Here is a 23,920-nt window from a genome sequence, read left to right on the forward strand (position 1 = left end):
GCATCTCATGCATATCGCGTACCAGAATTCCATCCCAGAGTCCAGCGACTACGAAATCGCCTGCGGATCAGACTCGCAAATCCAGACCACCAACGGCTGCCACCTGCATGCGGAGTTGGCGTGCGAAGCTGTCGGCCTCGCGGTGAAATGTGACCTGAGCAGCAACAATGCTGCCTTTCACGCTGATCCAGGTGCCCAGTACACCTCGACCACCTTCCGCTGCGTTCGCCTACCTCGACTACTCCAACCACGACCGTCCACATTCGACATTCGAATACCGGCACCCCACGAAGCCCGCATGAGCTATCGTCGAGATATCGCCCTCGTAGTGTGGAACCCTGATGTCCGGTTCTCGGGGGAACCGCACAGGTACAGACAGCGCCGAAACGGACCAAATAAGCCGCGGCGGGCAGGCGAATCGGAAGTCAGCACAGTTCAACGCCATAGCAAGCCGCCATTGTCCTCAAGGAGGATTCGTGACCAAGAACATCGTCATCACCAGGGCATCGAGCGGGTTCGGCGCGCTGACCGCGCGTGACCCTCGCGGACGCCGGCCACACCGTCTACGCCGGTATGCGCGACGCCACCGGAACAGACGCCGCCGCGGTCGTCGAACTCGATGAATATGCACAGGCGCACTGGGTCAACCTGCACGCACTCGCGATGGACGTGACCGACGAGCCGATGGTCAAACGCCGCGATCAAGCGGATCATCGAAGTCGCCCGTCAGATCGTACGCGTTGTCGGCCTGCTCAAGGGCGAACGGCCCTTCCGCGTGCACATCGACCCCTTGCACGACGGAGCGGAAGAAGTATTCGATCTCGGCGACCGCATCCGGGCCGATTTCTTCAAGCGCATCGGCTTCGACGACCTCCTCACACCCAGGATCGGAAAATGAGCGCCGAACCGGCTAGCCGCGCGACAGGCACTTCGTCCATTTTCAGGCAGCCCGATTCCTGAGCGACAAGGGAGCAGACCGGCCCCTCAGTCCAGACAGAACTCGTTGCCCTCGATGTCCTGCATCCCGATGCACGACTCGTTTTCGCCATCGGCAAGCAGTACTCGCTCGCGTACCGCGCCGAGCGCGACCAGTCGGGCGCACTCGGCCTCGAGAGTGGCGAGGCGCACTTCACCCACGAGCCCGGTGCCGACCCGCACGTCAAGATGCTGCCGATTCTTGACGACCTTGCCTTCGGGAACGCGCTGGAAGTACAGCCGCGGGCCCACGCCTGAGGGATCAATGCACGCGAACGCCGAACCCTGATGCTCAGGCGGCAGCGAGCGATCGAAATCGTCCCAAGTGGCGAACCCCTCCGGCGGCGGCGGTACGACGTACCCCAACACCTCGCACCAGAAACGCGCGACGCGCTCGGGATCCGCACAATCGAAGGTGACTTGGAACTGCTTGACCGATGCCATCGGTCCACCATAGTGGCGCGTGCCGTCCATCGAGACTCCGGATATCAACGCCTCACTCAGAGGCAGTGCTGATCCCCCGCCTATCGGCGGAGGGAGAAACTGAAGTCGCCGGACGACTTCCCGGTGAGGCGGTGCGTCGACGAGAGGGCGCCGTCGGCGACGAGCCTTTGCACTTCAGCGCGCGAAACGTCCAACCCGACAGACAGCAATGTGGTCAGTCTGATCGGGATTCGCTGGGCGAAGCGGACCGATGTATCGATCACCTCGGCTTCCGAGACGTCGACCGTCGGCTTCTGGAGAGCCCACGCCCCGTCCCAATCGAGTGTGACGCTGTTTCGACGTAGCAATCCCGGATCCCCCAGCAGCTTCGCCGCGAGTTCGACGTCATTGTCGTGGAATCGGTTCAGGGTCGACGGATCTATGGCACGGACGTGGACTCGTTCCAGGACAGTCAACTTGATGGTCTCCCCACATCCGACGCACAGTGCCAGAAGCCAGACGTCGAGGAGCTTGCGGTTCGCGTTGACGCGGAACTTTCCGTGTGCCCGATACTGCGCCGACGTACAGCTCAGGCAGCGGCGACGGATGAGCGGCAGGCCCGTTGGGTATACCAGCCACTGCGTCGCGAGTCGTCGTGCTATTTCGTTGTTGGTCACCGAAGGATGCCAATCTGCTGCGACATTTCCGTGCGGAGACGGCGCTCCGCGGAAGGAATCCGCGCATGACGGAGATGCGAGTGACGGGCCGTGTGTCACGACGGCGCGCATCACTCGCTTGGTCTCTGCGGGATATCAGTGCTCGAGAGAGCAGGGGCCCTACCCCGAGCGCACGCTGCGGACATGGTCCGATGGGGCCACCGGCGGAAGCTGATTCAGCTCCCTGTACTGGCCTCGGAACTCATGGCGTGCCTACTCGGCGCGGTGGATGTCTCAGTCGGTGTACAACGGCCTGTCCTTGGTCGGTGTCCAGAACGCAGGCGTCTCGGTCGCGCGGATCACACAGCGCGGCGGGAGGCCTGCACCCAGCTCCGGCAGATGCCATGGGGAGCTGGGGAATGTCATCCGGCGACGCTAGCAGCGCGACGCCGGACGACTCCACCGATTATCGACCCGGGCCGCGCTCCTGCTCAGCCGGCAGATCGTCGAGCCGGAAGATCAGCTCCATCAGCAAGGGGCCTGCTCGGACACGCGGTCACGGGCTCGAGCGCAGCGCCTCGACCGGTTGCATCCGGGCCGCCCGCAGCGCCGGGTACAGGCCGGCGAGGAGGCCGACCACCGCGCCCGCCACGGGAGCACCTGCCACCAGCGACAGGTTGAGCACCGGCGTCCACTTGTCGACGGCGGAGATCACCACCACCGCGACGATTCCGGCGCTGGTGCCGAGGACCCCGCCGATCAGGCCGACCTCCTTGATTGCGGACGCCAAGGCTATGAGCGATGACCTGGCCCAGTTCCGGCACCGCTTGCACCGCGAGCCCGAAGTCGGCCTGTACCTGCCGCGGACGCAAGAGAAAGTGCTCGCCGAACTGGACGGCCTTCCACTGGAGATCACCACCGGCGACGCGCTGTCCTCGGTGACGGCCGTGCTGCGCGGGCACCGCCCAGGACCGACCGTCCTGCTGCGCGGGGTGGACTACGCCGCAGCCGGGCCGCAGATGCACGCCTGCGGCCACGATCTGCACACCACGATGCTCGTCGGCGCCGCGCGGCTGCTCGCGGCCAACACCCACCGGTTCGACGGTGCTGTTGTCCTGATGTTCCAACCTGGCGAGGAGAGCGACAACGGCGCCGGATACATGCTGGCCGAAGGGGTCCTGGACGCCTCTGGGCAGCGCCCGGTAGCGGCCTACGCGATGCACGCGGTGTCCGCCGGCACCGCGCACGGCGTCTTCACCACCCGGCGCGGGCCGATGCTCGCGGCCGGCGATGTGCTCTCCGTGACCGTGCACGGACCCGGTGGCCACGGTTCCGAGCCACACCGGGCGAAAGACCCGATTCTCGCCGCCTGCGCGATGGTCAGCGCCCTACAGGTGACGGTGACCCGGCAGTTCGACGTCTTCGACCCGGTGGTGATCACCGTCGGCACAGGAGCGTTCGTCCTGCTCGGTGCCTGCGCACCTGGTGCGGATCCCGAATCGGCCGCCAACAACCATTCCCCCGCGGCCGTCTTCGACGACGGCGTCCTGGCCGACGGCGCGGCTCTCTACACCGAATTGGCCCTGCGGAGGCCAGCCGCCCGGCCTGTCGTCGAGGAGGTCGTCAGCGCTGAGCAGGCCTGACGCCTATCGTCAGGGGCAGAGAAGGAAAGGAACAGCGATGACCCCTTCATTGCCCACTCCCGTTGACACCCTGCTCAAGGCCGCGAACAAGAACGAGTCGGGTGCTTTTCTCGACTCCTTCGCCGCCGACGGCGTCGTCGACGACTGGGGCCGGGAGTTCCGCGGCCGGTCGGCGATCCAGGGGTGGAGCGACAAGGAGTTCATCGGGGTCCGGGTATCGCTCGAGGTCACCGACGTCACCGAGCAGGGTGGCGCGTGGACGGTGACCGCCATTGTCGGGGGCGACGGCTTCAACGGCCCGAGCCACTTCACCTTCGAAGTCGACGGCTCTCTGGTCAAGCGGATGACGATCCGCGAGTGACTGCCGACCACGACCCGGCACCGAGCGGAGCGACTTTGCACATGGATTTCAGGGACGTGGTACGCCGGCGGAAGATGGTCCGGTCCTTTACCGACGAGCCCGTCGCCGCCGACGTGGTGCAGCGGGTTCTGGACACCGGGCGCCGCGGGCCGAGCGCAGGTTTCAGCCAGGGTATCGAGTTCGTCGTAGTGGTCGACCACGAGACGCGACAAAGGATCGCGGCACCGGCACAGGAGACGCTCGACATATCCGGCCACCACAACTTCATCGCCCAGGCACCGGCGCACATTGTGGTCTGCGTCAGTCCGGAGGTGTATCGCTCACGCTACCGGGAGCCGGACAAGGGAAAAGTCCGCGGCAAGATCGACGACGACGCGCTGTGGGTCGTTCCATACTGGTACACCGACGCGGGCGCCGCGATGAACCTGATGCTGCTGGCGGCCGTCGACGAAGGAATTGCCGCGGCCTTCGTCGGTGGCGACGGCGATCTACTGCACGAGCTGCTGGCGATCCCGAAGGAGTTCATCCCCATCGGCATCGTCCTGCTCGGACATGCGGCCCCGGACGCCGGGCAGTACGGCGATGTGAGCGCACGACGGATACCCCGGCGTCCATATCACGAGGTTGTCCACGAAGGACACTGGTAAGGCCCTGATTCTGTCGGATGTTCGCCGGCGGTGGCGGGCTGTTGGAAATGCCTATCGGGAGCCAGGGTCCTCGCGGTCCTGAGGGTGGCAGGACCAGGCGCTCGTACGTCTGGCGGCTTACCGCGAAGCTACGACCGACGACCCGACGGGAAGCCGATGACGATCGAGGTCGACCTTGCCGGTTTGCGCTCCCGCTCGTCGAACCGGTCGGGGACGCACCCCCCGCACGATCCTGTTCCTTCACGGATCGCGACCGCGGAAAGCCCGATCAAAACGGCTCTCGTCAAGGCGGGCCCCAGCCGTGCGTCCGGGTTCAGGTCAAGGGCACGCCGTCGCGGAAGAACCCGCCCGTGGGGCCGTCGTGGGGCAGCGTCGCGGCCCACACGATGCCGCGGGCGCTCTCGGAGGCCGGGCGCGCGTCGGCTTCGTCGCCGCGCTCGGGGTGAGTAGCGGTGTCGCCTGGGTCGACGGAGTTGACGAGAATCGGCGTGTCCTTCAGTGCTCGGGCGAGCACTTCGGTGAGGACGTTGAGGACGTGCTTGGCGAACGAGTGCGCGGGGGCGCGCAGACTCGCGCGCAGGTCTAGGCCGGCGGCGATCTGCAGCGCGGAAACGCTGGAGACGTTGACGATGCGGGCGGCGGGTGCCGCGGTGAGCACGGGCAGCATCGTCTGGACCAGCTGCCAGGGCCCGAGCACGTCGATGTCCAGTGCCGAGCGGACGGCGTCGATGTCGGCTTCGAGCGCGGAGAGGGCGGTGAAGTCGACGACGTCGCTGGCATTGTTGATCAGCACGTCGAGGTGGCCGAAGGACCGGGTGAGGTGCTCGGTGGCCTCGGTCAGGCTGGATGCGTCGGTGAGGTCGAGGCGCAGGGCGGTCGCTGGGTAGCCGTCGTGGCGGAGTTGAGCGGCTAGGGGTTCGGCTCGGGAGACGTCGCGGGCCGTGAGAATCACGTGGTAGCCCTGCTCGGCCAGTTGGTGAGCGACCGCGAAACCGATGCCGCCTGCGCGGCTGGTTCCGGTGATCAGGGCAGTCTTCGTCGTCACGGCAATACACTTTTCGGTGCTTGGTGAGGGGCTTGCTGGGAGTGCTTGGGCAGGAGCCCGACCAGCAACAGGGCCAGCAGGTAGAGGCCGGCGCAGATGCCGAACACCAGCTCGGCGGCGGCGAAGTAGGACGGGTCGGCGGGCGCTCCGACGCGGGCGAAGAACACGGTGCCGAGCGCGGCGACACCGATCGCGCCGGCGAACTGCTGGGCGGCGTTGAGCACGCCCGCTCCGGTGCCGACCTCTTCGGTGGTGGCGTCGCCGAGGATGAAGTCGAACAACGGGATGAACAGCAGGCCGGAACCGACTCCGGTGACGAACAGGGCCGGGGTCAGCTTCCAGACGGTGATGGCGTCACCCCAGTGTGCGGTGGACCACCAGAGGGCGAGCAGGCCGATGACGGCGATGGCCAGTCCCAGGTGCAGGTTGGTGCGTCCGAGCTTCTCGGCGAGCACGGCACCCGAGAGCAGGGTGGCGGCCGCGGTGCCTGCTGCCCAGGGGATCAGCGCGAAGCCGGTGTGCAGCGGTGTCCAGCCCATACCTGACTGGAGCAGCAGGTTGACGACCAGGACGAACGCGCTGAGCGAGGCGTAGAACCCTCCGACGATCAGCAGGCCGACGACGAAGCTGCGCTTGCCGAACAGCGACGGGGTGATGACCGGGTGGCTGCTGCGGCGTTCGGACACGACGAACAGCCCGAAGGACACCAACCCGGCGACGATCATCAGGTAGGTCCACGCGGGCCAGCCCAGGTCGCGTCCCTGGATGAGCGGCACGATCAGCAGCGCCGAGCCTGCGGTGAGCAGGGCCACGCCTCGGAGGTCGAGGCGTGCGCTGCGGTCCTCGCCACTGTGCCGGGGCAGAACGAACCAGCCGAGTACACCGGCGAGGACACCGAACGGGACGTTGATCAGGAAGATCGAGCGCCACTGGCTGCCGAACAGGTCCAGGTGCAGCAGCCAACCGGCCAGGATCGGCCCGGCCACCATGGCGAGCCCCATGATCGGGCCGAACGGCGTCAGTGCCTTGCGCAGGTGCTCGGGCGGGAAAACGATCTTCACCAGTGCCATGCCCTGCGGGATCATCACGGACCCGAACAGGCCCTGGAACAGGCGAGCGGCGATCAGGAAGCCGGCGCTGGGCGCCAAGCCGCAAGCCAGTGACGCGACGGTGAAGCCCGCCATGCCGAGTAGAAACAGCCGGCGGCGGCCGAGCAGGTCGCCGAGCCTGCCGGAGGTGATCAGGCCGAGGGCGAAGGCCGCGGTGTAGGTGGACAGCACCCACTGCAGGGTCATCGGCCCGCCGCCGAGGTCGGCGCGGATCGAGGGGCCGGCGAGGTTGGCGACGCTGCTGTCGATGAGGTCCATCAGGTCGGCGATGACCACGGCCACCAGGACCAGCCATGCCTGACCGAGGGGAAGCGGGGCCGCACGGGCCGGCTTCAACGAACATTGTTCAGAATTCATGATCTAAGTTCTAATAGGCGAACTACGTTCGTGTCAAGCTATAGTGGTGGCCATGCCTGCTGACCCCCGCCAGCTCCGCGCGGCCCGCCACGCCCAGCCCGAGCCGACCGCGCCGCCGACGCGGCGCAAGACACCCATCACGGCCGACCGGATCATCGACGCCGCGCTGCAGGTCATCGCCACTGAGGGTTACGACGCGCTGACGATCCGCCGGGTCGCCGCCGTGCTCGACACCGGGCCGTCTTCGCTGTACGCGCACATCGTCAACAAGGACGATCTCGATGATCTGCTCATCGGCCGGCTCTGCGCCGAGATCGAGCTCCCCGAACCCGACCCGGCCGCGTGGCGCCGGCAGGTCCTCGACGTGTACGGCCAGATTCGCGACCAGTACCTGAAGTACCCCGGCGTCTCCCGCGCCGCCATGGCCATGGTTCCCACCCACCTCGAAACACTGCGGGTCGGCGAAGGAATCCTGGCGATCCTGCTCGCCGGAGGCATCGAAGTTCAGACTGCCGCCTGGGCACTCGACGCACTCACCCTCTACGTCAGCGGCTACACCCTGGAGCACTCACTTGTGCAACAGCGCCAGCAACATCCCGACGACGACTGGGTTCTCAGCCGAGAAGAACTCGTCGACCGGTTCAGCGCCTTACCCGCCGACCGCTTCCCCAACACCCGACGTTACGCAGCCGAACTGACCTCCGGTACCGGGCATGACCGATTCGACTTCACCCTGAGCCTCATCATCGACAACCTCGCACCACACCACCGGGCCGCAAACCTCCCGGCCGCGGACTGACCGCGCCCCGCTAACGGCACCCATCGGCTGATTTCGGCGCGGTGCCGAGCCCGGCCGCACGTGCCCTCGAGAGCACAAGCTCCCGGTCGTCGGTGCCGAACTTGGCCTGGAGGTTCGACATGAGGTTACGGACGGTCTTGGGTGCGAGCGCGAGCCGCCGCGCGATGGCGAGGTGGCCCAGCCCCGCGGCGAGCAGGTCCAGCACCTCGTGCTCGCGAGCGGTCAGCCGCGGGAGGTCTTGGACCGGCACTGGGGTCGTGACGAGCGCGTAGAGCCGGTCGGCCGCGCTCTGCCCGAAGACCGCGGCGCCGGTCGCCACTCCTCGGATGGCTCGACTGAGCTCGTCCGCGCCCGCGTCGTGGTGCACCACCCCACGGGCACCCGCCCGCATCAGGGCGATCACCAGTGCCTCGTCGCCCGGCGGCGTCACGGCCAGCACCGCGGTTCCCGGTGCCTCCCGCACGACGCGGCGGATGATCGCGGTGCCGTCGGCGCCGCCGACGTCGAGCACCAGCACGTCCGGGCGGTGGCGCACGGTGGCCTCGACGATGCCGTCCGCACCGGCAGGCCGGGCGAGCACGGCCACGCGATCGGCTGTCGACGCCACCACCGGGACACCGGCGGCGACCACGGTCAGGTCCTTCGGCAGGATTCGGGTCAGCACCAAGATTTTGTAGCGCGGATAAGTTGACCAATGTCGGCGCCGCCGAACTGGACAATGACCATTCGGTAACGCTGGGACTTCCACGAGGAGAGCACGTGCCAAGACGTGAGCGCCCGCTCGCTCCGGGCGATGACGTCGTCGTGCTGTTCGCCGCGGATCTCCGCGGCCTGCGGGCCGAGGCGGGCACGCCGACCTACCGCGAACTGAGCACCCGGGCCGGCTACTCGGCCGCGGCGTTGTCCGACGCGGCGAGCGGGCGGAAGCTGCCCGGTCTGGCACTGACGTCCGCCTACGTCGCGGCATGCGGCGGTGACCTCGCCGCCTGGGACACGCGGTGGCGGGAGGCCGCGGCCGCGCTGGCGGCCGCGGACGGTGACGGGCAACCCGATCCGACGACTTCCGAAGCCCCCTATCTCGGACTGGCGCCCTTCCAGACCAGTGACGCCGGGCGGTTCTTCGGCCGCGAGAAGCTGGTGGCGGAGGTGGCGGGCAAGCTCGTCGACCGCCGGTTCGTCGGGGTGTTCGGCGCCTCCGGCTCCGGGAAGTCGTCGCTGCTGCGGGCCGGCTTGGCCGCCCGCAACGATCAGCACCGGACCATGCTCTTCACCCCCGGTGAGCATCCGCTCGACCGGTGCGCGAGCGGACTGGCCGCACACGGTCAACTGCTCGTCATCGACCAGTTCGAAGAGGTCTTCACCCTCTGCCGCGACGAGGACGAGCGGGTCCGGTTCGTGGACGCCCTGCTCGCGCTCGCCAAGGACGAGCACGGCACCCAGGTGGTGATCGGGGTCCGCGCGGACTTCTACGGTCACTGCGGCCGCTATCCCGGCCTCGTCGAGGCACTGCGGGACGCCCAGGTGATGGTCGGCCCGATGACCGCGGACGAACTGCGGACGGCGATCGTGGAGCCGGCGGTCCGGCTCGGCTGCCGGGTGGAGGCGGCGCTGGTCACCACGCTGGTGGCCGACGCCACCGGCCAGGCCGGCGTCCTCCCGCTGGTGTCGCACGCGCTGTTGGAAACCTGGCGGCGGCGCCAAGGCATCACGCTGAGCAAGTCCGCCTATGAGGCTGTCGGCGGTATCCAGAACGCGATCGCGCACACCGCCGAAGCGGCGTACACGGCGTTAGCGCCGTTGCGGCAGACGTTGGTCCGCCAGATCTTCCTGCGGCTGACCGCGCTGGGCGACGGCACCGAAGACACAAAACGGCGGCTGAACCGACGGGAGCTGGACGACGATCCGGAGATCGAGGCGGTCCTGCAGGCACTAGCCGGCGCCCGGCTGCTGGTACTGGACCACGAAGGCGTCGAAATCGCCCACGAGGCACTCATCCGGAGCTGGCCGCGGTTGCGGGACTGGCTCGCCGACGACCGCGAAGGCAGGCGGATCCACCGGCAGCTCACCGAAGCAACCGACCTCTGGGACGCGCTCGACCGTGACGGCGGCAGCCTCTACCGCGGGCTGCAGCTGGGCCGGGCCGCGGACTGGGCGGCGCGGGCACGGGAGTCGATGACGACCCGCGAGCAGGAGTTCCTCGACGCAAGCCTGCGGGCCGAAGCCACCGAAACCAGCGCGGTCCGAAGACGGACGCGGCGCCTGCGCCGACTGGTCGCGCTGCTCGGCGTCCTGCTCGTGCTCGCGGGCGTCACCACTGGCTACGCGATCAACTCGCAGCGGACGGCGACAAGCGAGCGGAACGTGGCGCTCGCCAGGAAAGTCGTCGGGGACGCCGCGAGCCTGCGGGCGGCAGATCCCGCGTTGTCGGTCCAGTTGAGCCTGGCCGCCTACCGGCTCGCCCCGGTGCAGGAGGTCCGTGACGGCCTGCTGGCGGCGATGACGACGCCGTTCGCCACCCGCCTCGACCTCTCCCCCGGCGCGGCGAGCCTCGACGGCGGGGTCACCCTCAGCCGCGACGGGCGGTTGCTGGTCACCGCCGCCGAGGGCGGGATCGTGCAGCTGTTCTCCTTGGCCGATCCCCGGCACCCTGAGCACCTCGCGACTATTCCCGCGGCCGAGCACGTGCAGAACCCGCTGGCGCTCAGCCCGGACGGGCACCTGCTGGTCACCGGGACACCGGAACACGGCTCCCGGCTGTGGGATGTCCGCGACCCACGCCATCCGGTGGCACGTGGCCGGATAGCGCCGCACGAGACCCTCAAGGTGTACACCGCGCAGATCAGCCCGGACGGGAACCTGCTGGTGGTCGGCTCCTCCGACGGCACCGCCCGGCTCACCGACATCTCCGACCCCGATCACCCGGCACCGCTCGCCCAGGTCGGCGGGCCCGGTGAGCTGGGCAGCACGGCGTTCAGCCCCGACGGGCGACTGCTCGCCACCGGCACGAACGGCCCGACGGTCGTGCTCTGGGACTTAACCGACCGCCACGCGCCGAAGTGGCTTTCGTCGGTCGTCGGCAGTACCGATCTGGTCACCAGCCCGGTCTTCAGCCCGGACAGCCACACCCTCGCGGTCGGCGGCTGGGACGGCACCGTCCGTCTGCTGGACGTCACCGAGCCGCGTGCTCCCCGGCCCCTCGGCACGCTGCGGGCGACCTCGATCATCTGGACCGTCGCGTTCAGCCCGGACGGGCGCACCCTCGTCTCCGCCGGGGACGACCAGCGGGCGCGGGTCTGGGACATCGGTGTCCCCAGCGAGCCACACGAGCTCTACCAGCTCACCGGGCACACCAACGCGGTCAATTGGGTGGGCTTCACCCCCGATGGGCGGACCATCCTCACCGCGGGTGCCGGGACCGTGCGGATGCACGACGTGGCGGAGTGGGCGCTGCCCGCGATCGGCGGGGCCGAGGCGGAGTTCACCCCGGACGGGCGCGGGCTGTTCACCACGGGCAACGGGCCTCAGCTGTGGACGTTCGACGGGGTGAGCCCGCCACGGCAGGCGAGCAAGCTGACCGGGCTGTCCGGCAACGCGACGGCCAGTGCGATCAGCGCCGACGGCCGGACCCTCGCGGTCGCGACGCTGACCGCGGTGCTCGGCACCGGCGAGCTGAAACGCTGGGACATCACCGATCCCGCACATCCGCGACTCACCGCCGTGACCGGTGTCCGGCCGCTCTACGCGCTGGCGTTCAGCCCGGACGGCCGCACGCTGGCCGCGGGGTACGACGACGGGCCGACCCAGCTCTGGGACGTCAGCGATCCCAACCGGTTCGCCGACCCGGTGACCTTCCAGCGCGAAAGCGGCACGGTGTGGGGGCTGCGCTACACCCCCGACGGCCGGACCCTGATCACCGCCCGCGGCAGTGCCACGGCCGCGGTGACCCTCTGGGACGTCGCCGATCCCCGTGCGCCACGGCTGACTGCCACCCTGCGAGAGGGCACCGGGACCTACGGTCCGATTTCCCTCACCCGCGACGGCCGGTACCTCGCCGCGGGCAGCACCGACGGCAAGGTCTACCTCTGGGATCTGACCGACCGGGCCCACCCGGCGCTGATGTCGGTACCGGCGGGGCACGCCGACCGGGTCTCCAGCGTGGCGTTCAGCCCGACGGGCGACCGGCTGGTGACCGGCAGCGTGGACCACACGGCTTTGCTGTGGGACACCAGCGACCTCCATCACCCGGTGGTGACCACGGAGTTCACCGGGATGCCCGCCGCGGTCGACCTGGTGGCGTTCAGCCCCGACGGGCACACCGTCGCCACCAGCAGCACCACCATCCGGCTGTGGGAGACCGATACCGACCGGGTGGCGCGGAAGATCTGTGCGCTGGCAACCCCGCGGATCACCCCGGCCCAGTGGGACCGCTACTTCCCGGGCCTGCCTTACCAGCCGCCCTGCTGACTAGGGACGTTCAGAGGCACGGTGGCCGGTAGCCGTCGACGCGCAGTCCGCGGAAGTCGAGGGTGTTCGGAGTTTTCCCGACGAAGACCAGGCCGCGTGCCTCGCTCAAGGCCGAAGCGAAGGAGTACGGCGGCGTGCCCAGTTCGGGCAACGTCGTCCAGGCCCTGGGTGAGAAACTGAAGAACTTCCGCGCGATCTTGCCGCCTGTCGACGGCACGAGCGTGAGCCACTTGTTGCCGCCGCTCCAGTGCGAGGCAGGGCGCAGCTGGACGTAGAGGTCATCAGTCGCGCTGTAGGTCAGCCAGAAGCCGGTCGACCTGGTGAGATCGGCCTGTGCCTCGAACTGGTTGCCGAGCCAGACGACGACCACGTGCCACTCGGCGTTGAGAAACGTCACCTTGGCCGCGTAGTGAGGCCCCTGGCGGATGAGCAGCGAGCCGCTCGCCGGCACGGTGGTGCCCTCGCCGCTGGCAAGCCATTGCTGCAGCCGATCGATCGACGGGGTCGCACACTCACAGTTTTGCCGAGGCGACGCGCTCGCCAGAGGGACAGCTCCGGTGCCGAGGGAGAGCACCAGCAGGGAGGCGAATGCCGCGAAGGCGCCCCTCGCGCGACCGTTCGTCGACTTAGCGCGCATTCCGCGAAAGCTAGCACATCAACTCGTGTGTGTTCCGGCGCGTTCTAACCGGCGTTCTAACCGGCCGGAACACTCACGAGTCCGCGACGCCGGGCACCGACGGCAGGCTCTGAACAAGCTTTCGCAGCGGGTCCCGGCCATCAGCGATCGCGAGGTTGTGCTGGATGTAGTCGGCGGAGAAAGTCACCAGTTGCTTGTTCGTCATCGCCGGCAGGGGCCTGTCGGCGTCAGCGCAGCTCTTTGGCCAGTACCGCCCACCATTCGCGGGGCAGGCCGTCCAGCCCGACCACGACCTGGTCGGCGCCCGCGGCCCGGTACTCGCTCAACCGCCGGATGACGGTGTCCAAGTCGCCCCACACCGTCACACCGTCGACCAGGCGATCGGAGAGGTTCGCGACGTCGCTCTCGGTGAAGCCCATCCGGCGAAAATTGGCGGCGTAACCGGGCACGCCCGAGAGGAACTGCAGCGACCCACCGCGCACGATTTCCCGAGCCCGCGTGGAGTCTGCCTCCGCGACCACGGTGAGCAGGACGGCAAGCCGCGTATGCGGGCCGACCAGCGCACGCGCCGAGGCGACGTACTCCGGGGTGACGAGGAACGGGTACGCCCCGGCTGCCCGGTCGCGGGCCAGTTCGAGCATCTTCGGTCCCAGCGCGGACAACACCCGGGCGGACGCCGGAACTACAGGATCCAGCTCGTCCAGGTAGGCGTTCAGGGTCGCCAGGGGCTTCGCGCCGTGAGCGCCGCCGAGACCGGGCACGAACCGGCCCGGATGCGACTCGGCCAGCGCCGCGTACACCTCGGCAACCTCGGCAGCGGGCACCTGGTCGACCGGCAGGATGCCCGTCGCCACGGTGATCCGGCTCGTGGCACGAACCACGTTCACTACCTGGGCCAGGTTGTTGCCCTGTCCACCCGGGAGCCAAAGCGTGTCGTATCCGAGCTCCTCCACCTCGAGCGCGGTCGCGGCAGCGGCTGAGGCGTCGCCGGAACTCAACGCGGAACTCGCGGCACCTATCGAACCAAGTTTCACCATGCCTGTGGCAACTTCCCCACCCCGCCGGATTGTTCCCCCGTTCGCCACCGGGAAAACGGTGATGGTCGCGCCTGGCGACCAGGCGCGAGGGTGGTGCAAGGTCGGCCGGTTCAGCGGTTCGGAAGCGTGAACACCTCGCCGTGGCGAAGTTGTCCGATGAAGTCGAAGAACGCTTGCCCGCTGAGCAAGCGGGGGTGGAGCCCGTCGAAGTACCCGAACGGCATCCGAGCCATGAGCAGCACCGCGGCCGCGAGGACCGCGATCTGCGGTGCAGCCAGTTCCCTTTGCGTGTAGCGCAAATAGAGCCACAGGACGAGGAAGAAGTTGGTCGCCAGCAGGAAGCCCCACCGCTCCTTGTCCCACCCGGCAAAGGCGAGCGACAACGGCGCGGCGATCGCGGCACAAGCTGTCAGCAGCGGCACCACGGTGACTTTGCCGGTCCGGTGGAGCAGTACGAACGCGACGATCAGGAGCACCGCCAACGGTGCCAGATAGGCGAGCACGTCGGTGATGCGGTAAAGCTGCCAGCTTTGGCTCTGGGTACGACCGAACAGGGCCAGCGCATCGGCCCGATACTGAAAGTCGTCCCGCCCCAACGACTTCCCAAGTGCAGCTGGCGCGCCGGCTGAGGCAGCAGGCACGACCAGAACAAGTGCGGTCAGCACGACCGGTGGGAGGACGACCCGGACGGCGCGGCGAACCGGCAGCCGGTACAGGGCAGCCATCGCGAAGACACACGTTGGCTGGTGAGCTGCGCTTGGATCAGCGCGACCCCGAGCACGACGAGCAGCGCAACCAGCACCAGGAAGCTCTTGGTGGCGAAAACCCAGTAGGCGTAACCGGTCGCGAGAGCCAGCGGATGGAGGAGCGTGCCGACCACGATCCGCCGATGGAAGCCATCGGTGAGCGAGACCGCGTCCAACGTGGCCGTCCACGCGTTGGGGAGCCGGAAGCCCGTGTAGGCGGCGATCCCGACCGCGACAACGAACATCGGGACGCCTCATGAATGATTCGCCCTACGCGCTTTCCCGGCGACCCCGCTTGGCGGACCGCGCTGGCCGCGCTCACGTCGGCGGAGAAGCCACGGGGACGAGTCGAGTCCAAGTAGTCGGCGCGAGTACTGGTGTCAGCTGGTTCGCCGCCCGCGCCGTACGGACCCGAGACCGAATCCCACGCCGAGGGCACCGAGCGCCACGCCGATACCGCCCAACCACCGGGCAGTCCCATCGCTACCGCTTGCTGCCGCGCTCGGTGATGCGCCGGCTCCCGCGTCCCCCGCGGCCTCGGCAGACTTTGCGGCCAGCGTTATCGCGGGTGCGGGGTGCTCAGGCTCCTCTGCACCCATGGCCGCCGGGGGCGCGTCCCACTTGACGACGGATCCGTCGTCAAAGGTCTGGGTCACCGGCATGACCAACTTGGCCGTGTTGTCGGGTAAACCGTCCATCGACACCGCGAACAACCCCAGCTGGTCGGGCGCCAACCGGACGCCGGGCTGGGCGGTCCACGTGATCGTGCTCGGCGCGGTCGTCGCCTGGGCGTTGTTCACCGCGACCGGTTTGGCCAGCGTGGCCGTGGCGACCGAGGTCGTCCATCCCGCGACCCACGCCGCATGGACCGAAGCGATCGGAGCGGTCGCGGGAAGTGAGACTTCGACCTTGACGGTGCCGGCGGTCGGCGACTCGTCGGGAACGGTGAAGGTGACTGTGGTTTCGCCGCCCTGCACCGCCTGGTTCGGGTCGACCTCGACATGCGCCGACGCGACGCCGGCGCCGGCCAGCAGCGCCAGTCCGACAGACAGGCCGACGACCACGGTGCGGTGCAGGTAGGGGAATCGAGTAGGCATTGTGCGCACATCTCCTGATGATCAAAGTGTTGTCCACGATCGAGTGATATCGCGGACGTGCGGGAACTGTGCTCACCCCGTCGGACGACCTGCTCGGAGTCCATCGCCGCTTCCGGGGCCCCGACCGGCATGGACGACCACGGCACGCTGAGCCGGTCTGCCACCCACCGGCTCAGCGTCCCCGTCGTCGGTCCACACGCGACAGTGAGCACGGGTTTGTGTGGGCCCACGAAGGAAAGTGAGCCCACACAAACGACGCGGTCGGGTCAGCAGGTCGCCTGGTCGAGCAGCGGGGTCAGCACGGATTCGAGCCAGACCGTGTGGGTTTTGATGTACTGGTCGACATTGAGCAGGTCACTCACCTGCTGGCCGAGTGACGTCTCCAGGTGCGCACTCTTGATATGCGCGATGATCGGCGCGAGCGTGTCGGACAGGACCTTGTCGGCAGACCCGTCGAACGCCGGTGCCAGCACGGTCTCCAGCCACACGGTGTGCGTCTTGACGTACTGGTCGAGGTTGAGGAGATCCTGCGCCTGCTGTCCCGGTGACGTTTCCAGGTGCGCGCTCTTGATGTGGTCGATGATCGGCTGCAACACCGCCTTCGGCACACAACTGCCGCCCGCGGGCACACTCCCGGACGGCATCGGCATCGATGACGTCGGGGTCGTGGCGGCAACCGGGGCCGCCACGACTGCCGCCGGCGCAACGGCCGCGGGAGCGTCAGCGGCAGGTGCGGCCGCAGCGGCGACGGGAGCCGCCGCACCCGCGGCCTGCTGGACGAGCCCCTGGTAGAGCGGGACCGCCAACGGGCTCTGCGCGGACAAAGCGGCCAGGTTCACGTCCGCGGTCTGACTCGCCGCCGGGGACGAGTCGGTGCCCGCACGCATGGTCGCCACGCTGGCCAGACCGGCCGCCAGCGCGACGACCGCGACCGCGATCGGCCACCGCCGCCGGCGCGCGGGCTCCGGCGGCAGCTCGGGCAGCTCACCGGCGGCGGCAGTGGTGGGTTCGGGGTTGTCCATCAAAGATTCCTTTCGGACGGATCGTTCCTCGGCGGGGCGGACGGAACCGAATTCCGTTCCGCGCCGTTGTCGTGGTGAATGCGGATCACCGACGCGCCAGAAGAAGACCAGTCCCGAGGTTTCCGCCGATGATCGCGAGATTTCTGCTACGTAAAGTCGAGCGCCCCCGAGCTCCCAGTTGTCCGTGAGGAATCTTCGCGCACGAGTTCCTTCACTCGAAAGAGTGACCACGACCCTGCGGTGAGAATTGTTTAACGCAATCGTCTTCGATAAAGCGCCGTGGTAGACCGATTCCCGCGCAAGACCAGATCACTGTGACATCGCGGAAAGATGACCCCTTCCGCGCTTCTCCCCCGCCACGACCGGAGACGGAATTCATCTGGCCGTCATAGCTGTCTGGTCCACTATTCGGCAATCGGAAAACCCCGGCGCCGGCCCTCCTGACGGAGTTCTGCCGGCCGTATCGAAGGATGGCCGCGAGTGGATGATACCGAGATAACCCGCTATGCCGTCCTGGCCGGCCGTGGGGACCGGGCGGCCGCGGAAGCCTTCGTCGCCGGCACGCAACACCAGTTGTCCCGGCTGCTCGGTTATCTGTCGAACGCGCGAATCGCTGAGGACCTGACGCAGGAGACCTACCTGCGCGCCTATGTCGCGTTGCCGACGTATGGCGGCCGCTCGCCGGCCCGGATGTGGTTGTTCGCCATCGCCAGGCATGTCGCCGCCGACCATCTGCGAATGCTCCGCCGACGGCCGAAAACCTTCCAGGTCGACGACTGGACCGGGGTCGCCGAACGCTCGGGCGCAAGGACGCCCGACCACGGCAGGCTCGTCGTGCTGCGCCAACTGGTCGACGCGCTCGAGAGCGAGCGACGCGAAGCCTTTGTGCTGACCCAAGTCCTCGGCCTGTCCTACGACGAAGCGGCAACCGTCGGCGACTGCCCTGTCGGCACCATTCGATCCCGGGTTTCCCGAGCCCGGGAAGACCTCACCACAGCCGTCGCCGGTCAGGAAGTCCGCACGACGGTCTCGCCCGGTTGATCCCGCGACAACTCGAGAGGTGGCGCACATGCTGATGGTCCCGGTGTGGGCGAGCTGGGCTCTGGCCGCGATGTTCACGGTACTCGGCGGCTACTCGGCCGTCCGGGTAGCCGCCCTGTCCCCCAACCCCGTCCCCGTTCCAGTCCCCGCGTCAGCAGGTCCAGGAACAGTCGAGACCGTCGCGTGCGGTTGTTCCGACGAGACCTCCGGAGAGCGAGCGTCGAGTCTCGCCCACGCGGTGATGGCCCTCGCGATGGCGACGTTGTTCCTGCCGTCGACGGATCCCGTGCCCACCGCTGTGTGGATCATTCTGTTCACCGCCGTGGCCGCCTGGTTCGGCGCCGGACTGCTCCGGGCGGGAAACGCGACGCGGTGGACCTCGGTCGCCGTGCACCACCTGATCGGCGCGCTGGCGATGATCTACATGCTGGTCTCGATGGGTTCCGGCAGTGCGAATTCGGCAGCCGGAACGGATATGAGCGGCATGGACATGTCCGGTGGGCGAGCCGGCATCGCCGGACCCGTGGTGGTGATCGCGCTGATGCTGTACTTCGGCGCCGACGCCACGTCGTCGGGGTTGCGCTTGTTCCGGCCGGCCCCGGCGGACACCGGCGTGCTGCGCTCGGTGCGGCTGTCAGCCTCCTGCCGCGTACTCATGTGCCTCGGCATGATCGTCATGCTGGCCGTGATTCTTTGACACCACAAGGAACTGCTCGTCCCCACCGGAACAACCCGGGAGTGCCCGATGACGACGACCGTGCCCGATCCCCAGCCCAGCACCGTTCTTGACACCACTCCCGAACCGGCCCACCGCACACCAAGCAGCACGGCCGCGCTGCGCCGGCTGGCACTGCGAGTGCATTTCCTAGCCGGGGTTCTGGTCGCCCCGTTCCTGGCGGTGCTCTGCCTCACCGGCATCGCCTACGTCTTCATGCCGCAGGTGAACAACCTCGTCTACCACAACGAATACTTCGTCGACAGCCACACGACTCCCCCGCAGCCACTGGCCGAACAGGTCCAGGCGGCACTTGAGGTCAACCCCGGCGCCACGCTGACCTCGGTCATCACCCCTGCGGGCGAAGACGGCACCACCGCCGTCGTGCTTTCGGTCGCGGGGCTGGAACCCGGACAGGCGCGCACGGTATACGTCGACCCCTACACCACACAGGTACGCGGCGCGCTCACCACGACCAGCGGCCGGCCGCCCCTGCAGCAATGGCTCCGGGACCTCCACGGAAACCTCCACCTCGGCACCCCGGGCAGGCTGTACTCCGAACTGGTCGCCAGCTGGCTACCGGTACTCGTGCTCGGCGGCCTCGTCCTCTGGATCAGCCGACGCCGCAAGGCCCGCGCCACCAAACCCGGCCGCGCTCGCACCCGCAAGCGGCATGCCGTCCTCGGCAGATGGCTCTCGATCGGACTGCTCGCGGTCAGCATCACCGGACTGACCTGGTCGAACTACGCGGGTCAACATTTCGAGACCCTCGTCAGCGCGCTGGACGGACGTACCCCGTCGTTGCCGAGGGTCGCCGTGTCGCCGCCCGTGGCCGGGGCCGCGCCGATCTCCATCGATGCCGCAGTCACCGCCGCCCGCGGCGCCGGCCTTCGGGACAGCCTCACCGTGACCCCGCCGCCGAAGCCCAGCGTGGCTTATACAGTCAAGGAAAGCTTTCAAACGCTGCCCGTGCGCAGCGACAGCGTCGCCGTCGACCCGTACACCGGGAACGTGCTCGCGCACCTGCGCTTCACCGACTACCCGCTCGCCGCGAAGCTGACGACCCTCGGCATCCTGGCCCACAGCGGCACCCTGTTCGGGCTCGCCAACCAGATCGGCATGGCGCTGCTCGCGCTGGGCACCCTCGTCCTGATCAGCTTCGGCTACCGGATGTGGTGGAAACGCAGGCCCGCCGGCACCGGACGGCTGCCCGGAGCCCTGGCGAAACCCGGGTGGAGTCAACTCCCCCAGTCCACGGTCGTCCTGATCCTTCTCGGTTCCGCCGCGCTGGGCTGGGCATTGCCGGTATTCGGTGCCAGCCTCCTCGCGTTCTTCGTCGTCGAGTCCGGCATTCTCGGCATCCGACGGCACCGCGCCGACCGCACGACCTGATCGCTCGGCGCAGCCGTGATGGTCACGTCAGGCTGTGGGCGTTGAGCCAGGTCGTCGCTCGGCGCGCGGACGCGCGGGAGAGCCACGCTTCCTGGACGACCTCTGCCAGCTCCTCGCGGGTCAGCTCGCCGACCCGGCTGCCACGCAGGAGCACCGACGGGTGTCCGTTGAAATGCGCGGTGGTGAAGAAGGGAGATGCCTCGTCCTGGACCAATGCCTGTTTGTCCGCCTCAGCCTCGACCCAGAAGACGATCACATCCTGATAGCGTTCGCCGGTCTCCGGATCGACCGCGTCCGGCCGCGGGTTACGGAAGAAGACGAACGACTTCCCGCCCACCTGGTAGACCGGATTATCGCCGGTTCCGAGCTCGACGGTGGTATGTGGCATGGCGAGAGCGAGTTCGTGCACATCTTCGACTCGGGCGGGGCGGCTCTCGTCAGCTGACATCGCCCCAGCGTAAGCGACGCGGCACTCGGATTCAGCGATTCCGGGCTCCGGTCCTGACGAGCCTGCGGTCGCCCACCAGACACACGGAGATGACGATGACCAGGAACGCGCCCGCAGCAACGAGTACACGCGCCGCCGAGTATCCCCCGACTGCGACGTAGGCCAGGCAGGCGGCTGCCGCGCCCGCGACGAGCGCCACCGCCAACTCGGTCAGCAGTGCTTTGCCAGCCGCACGGCCGACACCGACGACCAGCGCGCCGGCGACCACCGCCAGGCCCGCAATGGCACCGAGCACCGGCAGTCCGAAGTTCAGCCCGTACCGGATCGCCAGTGCGGGTACGAAAAACACCACCAGAAACCAGCAGAGGACGCCGATCAGGGCCGTCATCCCGGGACCGGTGGCGAGCAGCCTCGCCAGCGCCAGGATGACCTCTACCGTCGTGTAGGGATTGTGCAGCACCCACTCGATCAGGCAGAAAGTGACGGTATAGACGGCCGACGCCGGCCAGATCAGCCGCACCGCCCGGCGATACACGCCGGCGTCGAGCCAGCGGCACACCGTCAGATACGCCAGCTGCACGAACGGCAGCTCCAGGAACGACGACACCCGGAACAGGCGATCACGGCGAGCAGCCACCCACCCGGATTCCCCCACACCGACCGCGATGACCGCCCCAGTGGCTCGCCCGACACCTTGGTCCCGCGCAAGAGGCTGAACGTGGTCGCGCCGACGATCAGGACGGCGAGCACCAATTCGGTCAGCCGGTCATGCTATCGACGGACGTCGGGCGCCGTGACCAGTGAGTACTCACTGAACGCGGCCGGACCGTGACGGGGATGGTCCGCGGTGTCGGGAATGCACGGTTCAGGTACTTCGGGGGCTTCCTGGTGCCCTGCGAGCAGCGGGGACCTCGACAGCAAAGCCGCGCCGGCGAAGAGCAAAGCAGCGCCAAAACCCGCGCCGAGCAACCACCAGCCACTCCGCACCTGTTCGTGGAAGACGGCAACTCCCCAAATGACGGCGACCAGCGGGTTGGCGAGCGTGATCCCCGGCTGGGACGCGACCAGCCGACCGGCCTGCAACGCGTTCTGCAGCAACAGGAACGCCCCGATACTCACGACGATCAAAGCCCAGGTCTGCCAGGTGGTGACCACCGCGCCCAGTCCGTGCCCGACCGCGGCGGTGACCGGTTTGGCCACTACGGCGATCAGGCCGGCGCCCATCCCGGCCGCGATCCCGGACAGAGCCGTCCTGGCCACGGGCCGAGCCCATCGAGCCACCATGAGAATTATGGTGATCGCCGCAATCGTGACGACGAGTCCGAGCGCCCACTGGAACCCTGTGACCGAAGCCGAATGACCGCCGTGCGGCGACAATGTCAGGAGCAGGACGACGACGCCGAGCGCCATCGTGGCGATCGCGGACCACTCCCGGACCTTCAGCCGTCCGCCCAGAATCACCTGGGACAGGATCAGCGTGAACGGCAGCTCCATCACCACCAGTAACTGCACCATCGAAACCGTATTGAAGGACAGCGCAAGCGCGTGCAGCCCGAATTCGGCGAACATCGTAGCGATTCCGGCTGCCCAGAGTGGGCGATGGCGGATCAGCAACCACAGCAGCTCCCACGAGAACGTGGGCCGCGCCGCTTCGGCCTGCGTCGCTTTGCGTAACAGCACGAGCCCCAACGCACTGACGGCCGCAGCGAGCAACACCAGCAGGACCGCCACCATCGAACCCCATTCCGCTGTTCCGTCGGCACGCTGCCGGTACCCCGACCTTAGGCAACGCCGCCGGGACACCGGCGTCGAGGTCAGGTTTCGGTGCGCTTACGGAGGTCCCCTCAGGGCCACCCCTGTGGCGTTCAACGCCACTAAGGTTGCCCTGAGGGGGCCTCCCCGCTGAACCGCAGCAGTCACACCATTACAGCCGGATGGCCTTCTTGTTCATGAACTCCTCGATGCCGGCCGGGCCGAGCTCGCGGCCGATGCCGGAGCGCTTGATCCCGCCGAACGGCAGGTCGGCCTGCGAGCCGCCGGAGCTGTTCAAGTAGACCATGCCCGCCTCGATCCGCTCGGCGACGCGGCGGGCCCGGTCGCGGTCGGTGCCGAACACGCTGGCGCCGAGCCCGAACGGGCTGTCGTTGGCGATCGCGATCGCTTCGTCCTCGGTCTCCGCGCGGAATACCAGGAAGACCGGGCCGAAGATCTCGTCGTAGTAGGCGTCCATCTCGGGGGTCACGTCGGTGAGGACGGTCGCTTCCAGGTAGGCGCCCGGGCCGTCGATCCGGTGCCCGCCCGCACGCAGCGTCGCACCTTGGCGGAGCGCGGTCTCGACCTGGGCGGCCACCTCGTCGGCCGCGGCGATCGACGCGAGCGGCGGCAGTTTCGTGTCGGGGTCCGCCGGGTCCCCCGGCAGGTAGTACTCGGCCACGCGCTTGGTCAGCCGGTCGACGAAGTCGTCGTAGAGGTCGGCCAGCACGATCATCCGCTTGGGCGCGTTGCACGACTGGCCGCAGTTGCGCATCCGAGCCGTCGCGGTGACTTTCACCGTCTCGTCCAGGTCGTCGGTGTCCAGCACGATCAGCGGATCGGACCCGCCCAGCTCCAGGACCGACTTCTTCAGGTTCTTGCCCGCCTCGGCGGCGACGGAGATTCCGGCCTGCTCACTGCCGGTCAGCGACACCCCCTGGATACGCGGGTCCGCGAGCATCCACGGGACCTGGGAACTGGAAGCGAAAACGTTCACATACGCGTCGTCGGGCACCCCCGCGTCGCGCAGGATGTGCTCGATCGCGACTGCCGACCGCGGGCAGATCGAGGCGTGCTTGAGCACGATCGTGTTGCCCAGCACCAGGTTTGGCGCGACGAACCGGGCGACCTGGTAGCAGGGGAAGTTCCACGGCATGACACCGAGGAGCGCGCCGATCGGTTCCTTGGTGATGACCGCCTCGCCGCCCCTGATCGCCATCGGCTCGTCCGCGAGCAGTGCCGTGGCGTTGTCGGCGTAGTACCTGAAGATGTCGACGACGATGCCGATCTCGCCGCGGCCTTCGTTGATCCGCTTGCCCATTTCGAGGGTCATGATCGCGGCCAGTTCGTCCGCTCGTTCGGCGAACAGTTCGGCGGCCCGGAGCACGATCTTCGCACGCTCGGTGACCGGCCGGCGCCGCCATGACGAGTAGCCCTGATGGACGCGGGCGATCGCGGCTCGGACCTCCTCGTCGGTCGCGTTCCGGATCTCCTCGACCAGTTCGCCCGTAGCCGGGTTGGTAACCGCGTACATGAGAGGCGGGTCTCCGTTCT

At 68.2% G+C, this 23,920-nt stretch carries 28 protein-coding genes; 9 read left to right on the forward strand and 19 right to left on the reverse strand.

Translation table 11 applies throughout. The annotated features are described in order from the left end of the window. Positions 1-495: 495 nt before the first annotated feature. Positions 496-714, reverse strand: coding sequence for a hypothetical protein (locus tag JWQ81_RS17140; RefSeq protein WP_297542618.1), 219 nt, complete (start codon positions 712-714; stop codon positions 496-498). Between the two features lie 61 nt (positions 715-775). Between JWQ81_RS17140 and JWQ81_RS17145 the strand changes: the two genes are divergently transcribed. Then, positions 776-898 (forward strand): hypothetical protein, encoded by a 123-nt coding sequence (locus tag JWQ81_RS17145; protein ID WP_297542620.1) that lies wholly within the window; start codon positions 776-778, stop codon positions 896-898. An 86-nt stretch (positions 899-984) separates the two neighbouring features. On the opposite strand, the gene JWQ81_RS17150 is transcribed toward JWQ81_RS17145, so the two are convergent. From JWQ81_RS17150 to JWQ81_RS17165, 4 genes are all read right to left on the reverse strand, one after another. Next, positions 985-1,419, reverse strand: a complete 435-nt coding sequence (locus JWQ81_RS17150) for a VOC family protein (protein WP_297542622.1) — start codon at positions 1,417-1,419, stop codon at positions 985-987. A gap of 80 nt (positions 1,420-1,499) precedes the next feature. Further along, positions 1,500-2,075, reverse strand: coding sequence for a DUF1062 domain-containing protein (locus JWQ81_RS17155; protein ID WP_297542623.1), 576 nt, complete (start codon positions 2,073-2,075; stop codon positions 1,500-1,502). A gap of 273 nt (positions 2,076-2,348) precedes the next feature. Then, on the reverse strand, positions 2,349-2,480 hold the full coding sequence (locus JWQ81_RS17160) for a hypothetical protein (protein ID WP_297542625.1): 132 nt from the start codon (positions 2,478-2,480) through the stop codon (positions 2,349-2,351). Between the two features lie 130 nt (positions 2,481-2,610). Continuing rightward, positions 2,611-2,844, reverse strand: a complete 234-nt coding sequence (locus JWQ81_RS17165; RefSeq protein WP_297542627.1) for a hypothetical protein — start codon at positions 2,842-2,844, stop codon at positions 2,611-2,613. Between the two features lie 4 nt (positions 2,845-2,848). Between JWQ81_RS17165 and JWQ81_RS17170 the strand changes: the two genes are divergently transcribed. From JWQ81_RS17170 to JWQ81_RS17180, 3 genes are read left to right on the forward strand one after another with little or no spacing between them, the layout of a single operon-like run. Continuing rightward, positions 2,849-3,697 carry a M20/M25/M40 family metallo-hydrolase gene (locus JWQ81_RS17170; protein ID WP_297542629.1) on the forward strand — a complete coding sequence of 283 codons (849 nt, stop codon included), beginning with the start codon at positions 2,849-2,851 and terminating at the stop codon, positions 3,695-3,697. 37 nt (positions 3,698-3,734) lie between these two features. Then, positions 3,735-4,058 (forward strand): nuclear transport factor 2 family protein, encoded by a 324-nt coding sequence (locus JWQ81_RS17175; protein ID WP_297542631.1) that lies wholly within the window; start codon positions 3,735-3,737, stop codon positions 4,056-4,058. 41 nt (positions 4,059-4,099) lie between these two features. Next, entirely contained in the window at positions 4,100-4,705 is a 606-nt protein-coding gene (locus tag JWQ81_RS17180) for a nitroreductase family protein (RefSeq protein WP_297542633.1), read from the forward strand. A gap of 313 nt (positions 4,706-5,018) precedes the next feature. Here JWQ81_RS17180 and JWQ81_RS17185 read toward each other — a convergent pair whose 3' ends face one another. After that, positions 5,019-5,750 (reverse strand): SDR family NAD(P)-dependent oxidoreductase, encoded by a 732-nt coding sequence (locus tag JWQ81_RS17185; protein ID WP_297542636.1) that lies wholly within the window; start codon positions 5,748-5,750, stop codon positions 5,019-5,021. Further along, positions 5,747-7,216 carry an MFS transporter gene (locus tag JWQ81_RS17190; protein WP_297542638.1) on the reverse strand — a complete coding sequence of 490 codons (1,470 nt, stop codon included), beginning with the start codon at positions 7,214-7,216 and terminating at the stop codon, positions 5,747-5,749. The genes JWQ81_RS17185 and JWQ81_RS17190 overlap by 4 nt, the downstream gene beginning before the upstream one ends. A gap of 52 nt (positions 7,217-7,268) precedes the next feature. Between JWQ81_RS17190 and JWQ81_RS17195 the strand changes: the two genes are divergently transcribed. Continuing rightward, positions 7,269-8,015, forward strand: coding sequence for a TetR/AcrR family transcriptional regulator (locus JWQ81_RS17195; RefSeq protein WP_297542640.1), 747 nt, complete (start codon positions 7,269-7,271; stop codon positions 8,013-8,015). 10 nt (positions 8,016-8,025) lie between these two features. On the opposite strand, the gene JWQ81_RS17200 is transcribed toward JWQ81_RS17195, so the two are convergent. Beyond that, positions 8,026-8,679, reverse strand: coding sequence for a response regulator transcription factor (locus JWQ81_RS17200; protein WP_297542643.1), 654 nt, complete (start codon positions 8,677-8,679; stop codon positions 8,026-8,028). Positions 8,680-8,774: 95 nt separating this feature from the next. Between JWQ81_RS17200 and JWQ81_RS17205 the strand changes: the two genes are divergently transcribed. Next, positions 8,775-12,479: a hypothetical protein gene (locus JWQ81_RS17205; RefSeq protein ID WP_297542645.1), complete on the forward strand. Its 3,705-nt coding sequence runs from the start codon at positions 8,775-8,777 to the stop codon at positions 12,477-12,479. A gap of 10 nt (positions 12,480-12,489) precedes the next feature. On the opposite strand, the gene JWQ81_RS17210 is transcribed toward JWQ81_RS17205, so the two are convergent. The 7 genes from JWQ81_RS17210 to JWQ81_RS17240 all read right to left on the reverse strand — a co-directional run bounded on the left by JWQ81_RS17210 (position 12,490) and on the right by JWQ81_RS17240 (position 17,018). Then, positions 12,490-13,116: a hypothetical protein gene (locus tag JWQ81_RS17210; RefSeq protein WP_297542646.1), complete on the reverse strand. Its 627-nt coding sequence runs from the start codon at positions 13,114-13,116 to the stop codon at positions 12,490-12,492. 73 nt (positions 13,117-13,189) lie between these two features. Further along, positions 13,190-13,321 carry a hypothetical protein gene (locus tag JWQ81_RS17215; RefSeq protein ID WP_297542647.1) on the reverse strand — a complete coding sequence of 44 codons (132 nt, stop codon included), beginning with the start codon at positions 13,319-13,321 and terminating at the stop codon, positions 13,190-13,192. 22 nt (positions 13,322-13,343) lie between these two features. Then, positions 13,344-14,153 carry a TIGR03620 family F420-dependent LLM class oxidoreductase gene (locus tag JWQ81_RS17220; RefSeq protein ID WP_297542648.1) on the reverse strand — a complete coding sequence of 270 codons (810 nt, stop codon included), beginning with the start codon at positions 14,151-14,153 and terminating at the stop codon, positions 13,344-13,346. 110 nt (positions 14,154-14,263) lie between these two features. Next, entirely contained in the window at positions 14,264-14,818 is a 555-nt protein-coding gene (locus JWQ81_RS17225) for a hypothetical protein (protein WP_297542650.1), read from the reverse strand. Then, positions 14,812-15,144, reverse strand: coding sequence for a hypothetical protein (locus tag JWQ81_RS17230; protein WP_297542652.1), 333 nt, complete (start codon positions 15,142-15,144; stop codon positions 14,812-14,814). The genes JWQ81_RS17225 and JWQ81_RS17230 overlap by 7 nt, the downstream gene beginning before the upstream one ends. Positions 15,145-15,279: 135 nt before the next feature. After that, complete coding sequence (locus JWQ81_RS17235) at positions 15,280-15,996, reverse strand: YcnI family protein (RefSeq protein ID WP_297542654.1); 717 nt, start codon at positions 15,994-15,996, stop codon at positions 15,280-15,282. Positions 15,997-16,262: 266 nt separating this feature from the next. Beyond that, positions 16,263-17,018 (reverse strand): copper-binding protein, encoded by a 756-nt coding sequence (locus JWQ81_RS17240; RefSeq protein WP_297542656.1) that lies wholly within the window; start codon positions 17,016-17,018, stop codon positions 16,263-16,265. Between the two features lie 480 nt (positions 17,019-17,498). On the opposite strand from JWQ81_RS17240, the gene JWQ81_RS17245 reads away from it, so the two are divergent. From JWQ81_RS17245 to JWQ81_RS17255, 3 genes are read left to right on the forward strand one after another with little or no spacing between them, the layout of a single operon-like run. Further along, positions 17,499-18,059, forward strand: coding sequence for a sigma-70 family RNA polymerase sigma factor (locus JWQ81_RS17245; RefSeq protein WP_297542658.1), 561 nt, complete (start codon positions 17,499-17,501; stop codon positions 18,057-18,059). A gap of 28 nt (positions 18,060-18,087) precedes the next feature. Then, entirely contained in the window at positions 18,088-18,756 is a 669-nt protein-coding gene (locus tag JWQ81_RS17250; protein WP_297542660.1) for a DUF5134 domain-containing protein, read from the forward strand. Positions 18,757-18,804: 48 nt separating this feature from the next. Continuing rightward, positions 18,805-20,166, forward strand: a complete 1,362-nt coding sequence (locus JWQ81_RS17255) for a PepSY domain-containing protein (protein WP_297542662.1) — start codon at positions 18,805-18,807, stop codon at positions 20,164-20,166. Positions 20,167-20,188: 22 nt separating this feature from the next. On the opposite strand, the gene JWQ81_RS17260 is transcribed toward JWQ81_RS17255, so the two are convergent. The 4 genes from JWQ81_RS17260 to JWQ81_RS17275 form a co-directional block, all read right to left on the reverse strand. After that, positions 20,189-20,614 (reverse strand): MmcQ/YjbR family DNA-binding protein, encoded by a 426-nt coding sequence (locus JWQ81_RS17260; RefSeq protein ID WP_297542664.1) that lies wholly within the window; start codon positions 20,612-20,614, stop codon positions 20,189-20,191. 31 nt (positions 20,615-20,645) lie between these two features. Continuing rightward, positions 20,646-21,251 (reverse strand): hypothetical protein, encoded by a 606-nt coding sequence (locus tag JWQ81_RS17265; RefSeq protein ID WP_297542666.1) that lies wholly within the window; start codon positions 21,249-21,251, stop codon positions 20,646-20,648. A 134-nt stretch (positions 21,252-21,385) separates the two neighbouring features. Beyond that, complete coding sequence (locus JWQ81_RS17270; RefSeq protein WP_297542668.1) at positions 21,386-22,348, reverse strand: DMT family transporter; 963 nt, start codon at positions 22,346-22,348, stop codon at positions 21,386-21,388. A gap of 190 nt (positions 22,349-22,538) precedes the next feature. Continuing rightward, the gene (locus JWQ81_RS17275; RefSeq protein ID WP_297542670.1) at positions 22,539-23,900 is read right to left on the reverse strand and encodes an NAD-dependent succinate-semialdehyde dehydrogenase; all 1,362 of its coding nucleotides are present in this window, start codon (positions 23,898-23,900) and stop codon (positions 22,539-22,541) included. Positions 23,901-23,920: the final 20 nt, after the last annotated feature.

Source organism: Amycolatopsis sp. (genome assembly GCF_025464955.1).
In the GTDB taxonomy this organism is placed as follows: domain Bacteria; phylum Actinomycetota; class Actinomycetes; order Mycobacteriales; family Pseudonocardiaceae; genus Amycolatopsis.

Bases quoted from the DNA above. Each gene is read 5' to 3' on its own strand.
- JWQ81_RS17140 (WP_297542618.1), bottom strand. From the start codon at position 714: ATGATCCGCTTGATCGCGGCGTTTGACCATCGGCTCGTCGGTCACGTC.
- JWQ81_RS17150 (WP_297542622.1), bottom strand. From the start codon at position 1,419: ATGGCATCGGTCAAGCAGTTCCAAGTCACCTTCGATTGTGCGGATCCC.
- JWQ81_RS17160 (WP_297542625.1), bottom strand. From the start codon at position 2,480: ATGACATTCCCCAGCTCCCCATGGCATCTGCCGGAGCTGGGTGCAGGC.
- JWQ81_RS17170 (WP_297542629.1), top strand. From the start codon at position 2,849: ATGAGCGATGACCTGGCCCAGTTCCGGCACCGCTTGCACCGCGAGCCC.
- JWQ81_RS17175 (WP_297542631.1), top strand. From the start codon at position 3,735: ATGACCCCTTCATTGCCCACTCCCGTTGACACCCTGCTCAAGGCCGCG.
- JWQ81_RS17180 (WP_297542633.1), top strand. From the start codon at position 4,100: ATGGATTTCAGGGACGTGGTACGCCGGCGGAAGATGGTCCGGTCCTTT.
- JWQ81_RS17190 (WP_297542638.1), bottom strand. From the start codon at position 7,216: ATGAATTCTGAACAATGTTCGTTGAAGCCGGCCCGTGCGGCCCCGCTT.
- JWQ81_RS17195 (WP_297542640.1), top strand. From the start codon at position 7,269: ATGCCTGCTGACCCCCGCCAGCTCCGCGCGGCCCGCCACGCCCAGCCC.
- JWQ81_RS17210 (WP_297542646.1), bottom strand. From the start codon at position 13,116: ATGCGCGCTAAGTCGACGAACGGTCGCGCGAGGGGCGCCTTCGCGGCA.
- JWQ81_RS17215 (WP_297542647.1), bottom strand. From the start codon at position 13,321: ATGACGAACAAGCAACTGGTGACTTTCTCCGCCGACTACATCCAGCAC.
- JWQ81_RS17220 (WP_297542648.1), bottom strand. From the start codon at position 14,153: ATGGTGAAACTTGGTTCGATAGGTGCCGCGAGTTCCGCGTTGAGTTCC.
- JWQ81_RS17230 (WP_297542652.1), bottom strand. From the start codon at position 15,144: ATGTTCGTTGTCGCGGTCGGGATCGCCGCCTACACGGGCTTCCGGCTC.
- JWQ81_RS17235 (WP_297542654.1), bottom strand. From the start codon at position 15,996: ATGCCTACTCGATTCCCCTACCTGCACCGCACCGTGGTCGTCGGCCTG.
- JWQ81_RS17240 (WP_297542656.1), bottom strand. From the start codon at position 17,018: ATGGACAACCCCGAACCCACCACTGCCGCCGCCGGTGAGCTGCCCGAG.
- JWQ81_RS17250 (WP_297542660.1), top strand. From the start codon at position 18,088: ATGCTGATGGTCCCGGTGTGGGCGAGCTGGGCTCTGGCCGCGATGTTC.
- JWQ81_RS17255 (WP_297542662.1), top strand. From the start codon at position 18,805: ATGACGACGACCGTGCCCGATCCCCAGCCCAGCACCGTTCTTGACACC.
- JWQ81_RS17260 (WP_297542664.1), bottom strand. From the start codon at position 20,614: ATGTCAGCTGACGAGAGCCGCCCCGCCCGAGTCGAAGATGTGCACGAA.
- JWQ81_RS17270 (WP_297542668.1), bottom strand. From the start codon at position 22,348: ATGGTGGCGGTCCTGCTGGTGTTGCTCGCTGCGGCCGTCAGTGCGTTG.
- JWQ81_RS17275 (WP_297542670.1), bottom strand. From the start codon at position 23,900: ATGTACGCGGTTACCAACCCGGCTACGGGCGAACTGGTCGAGGAGATC.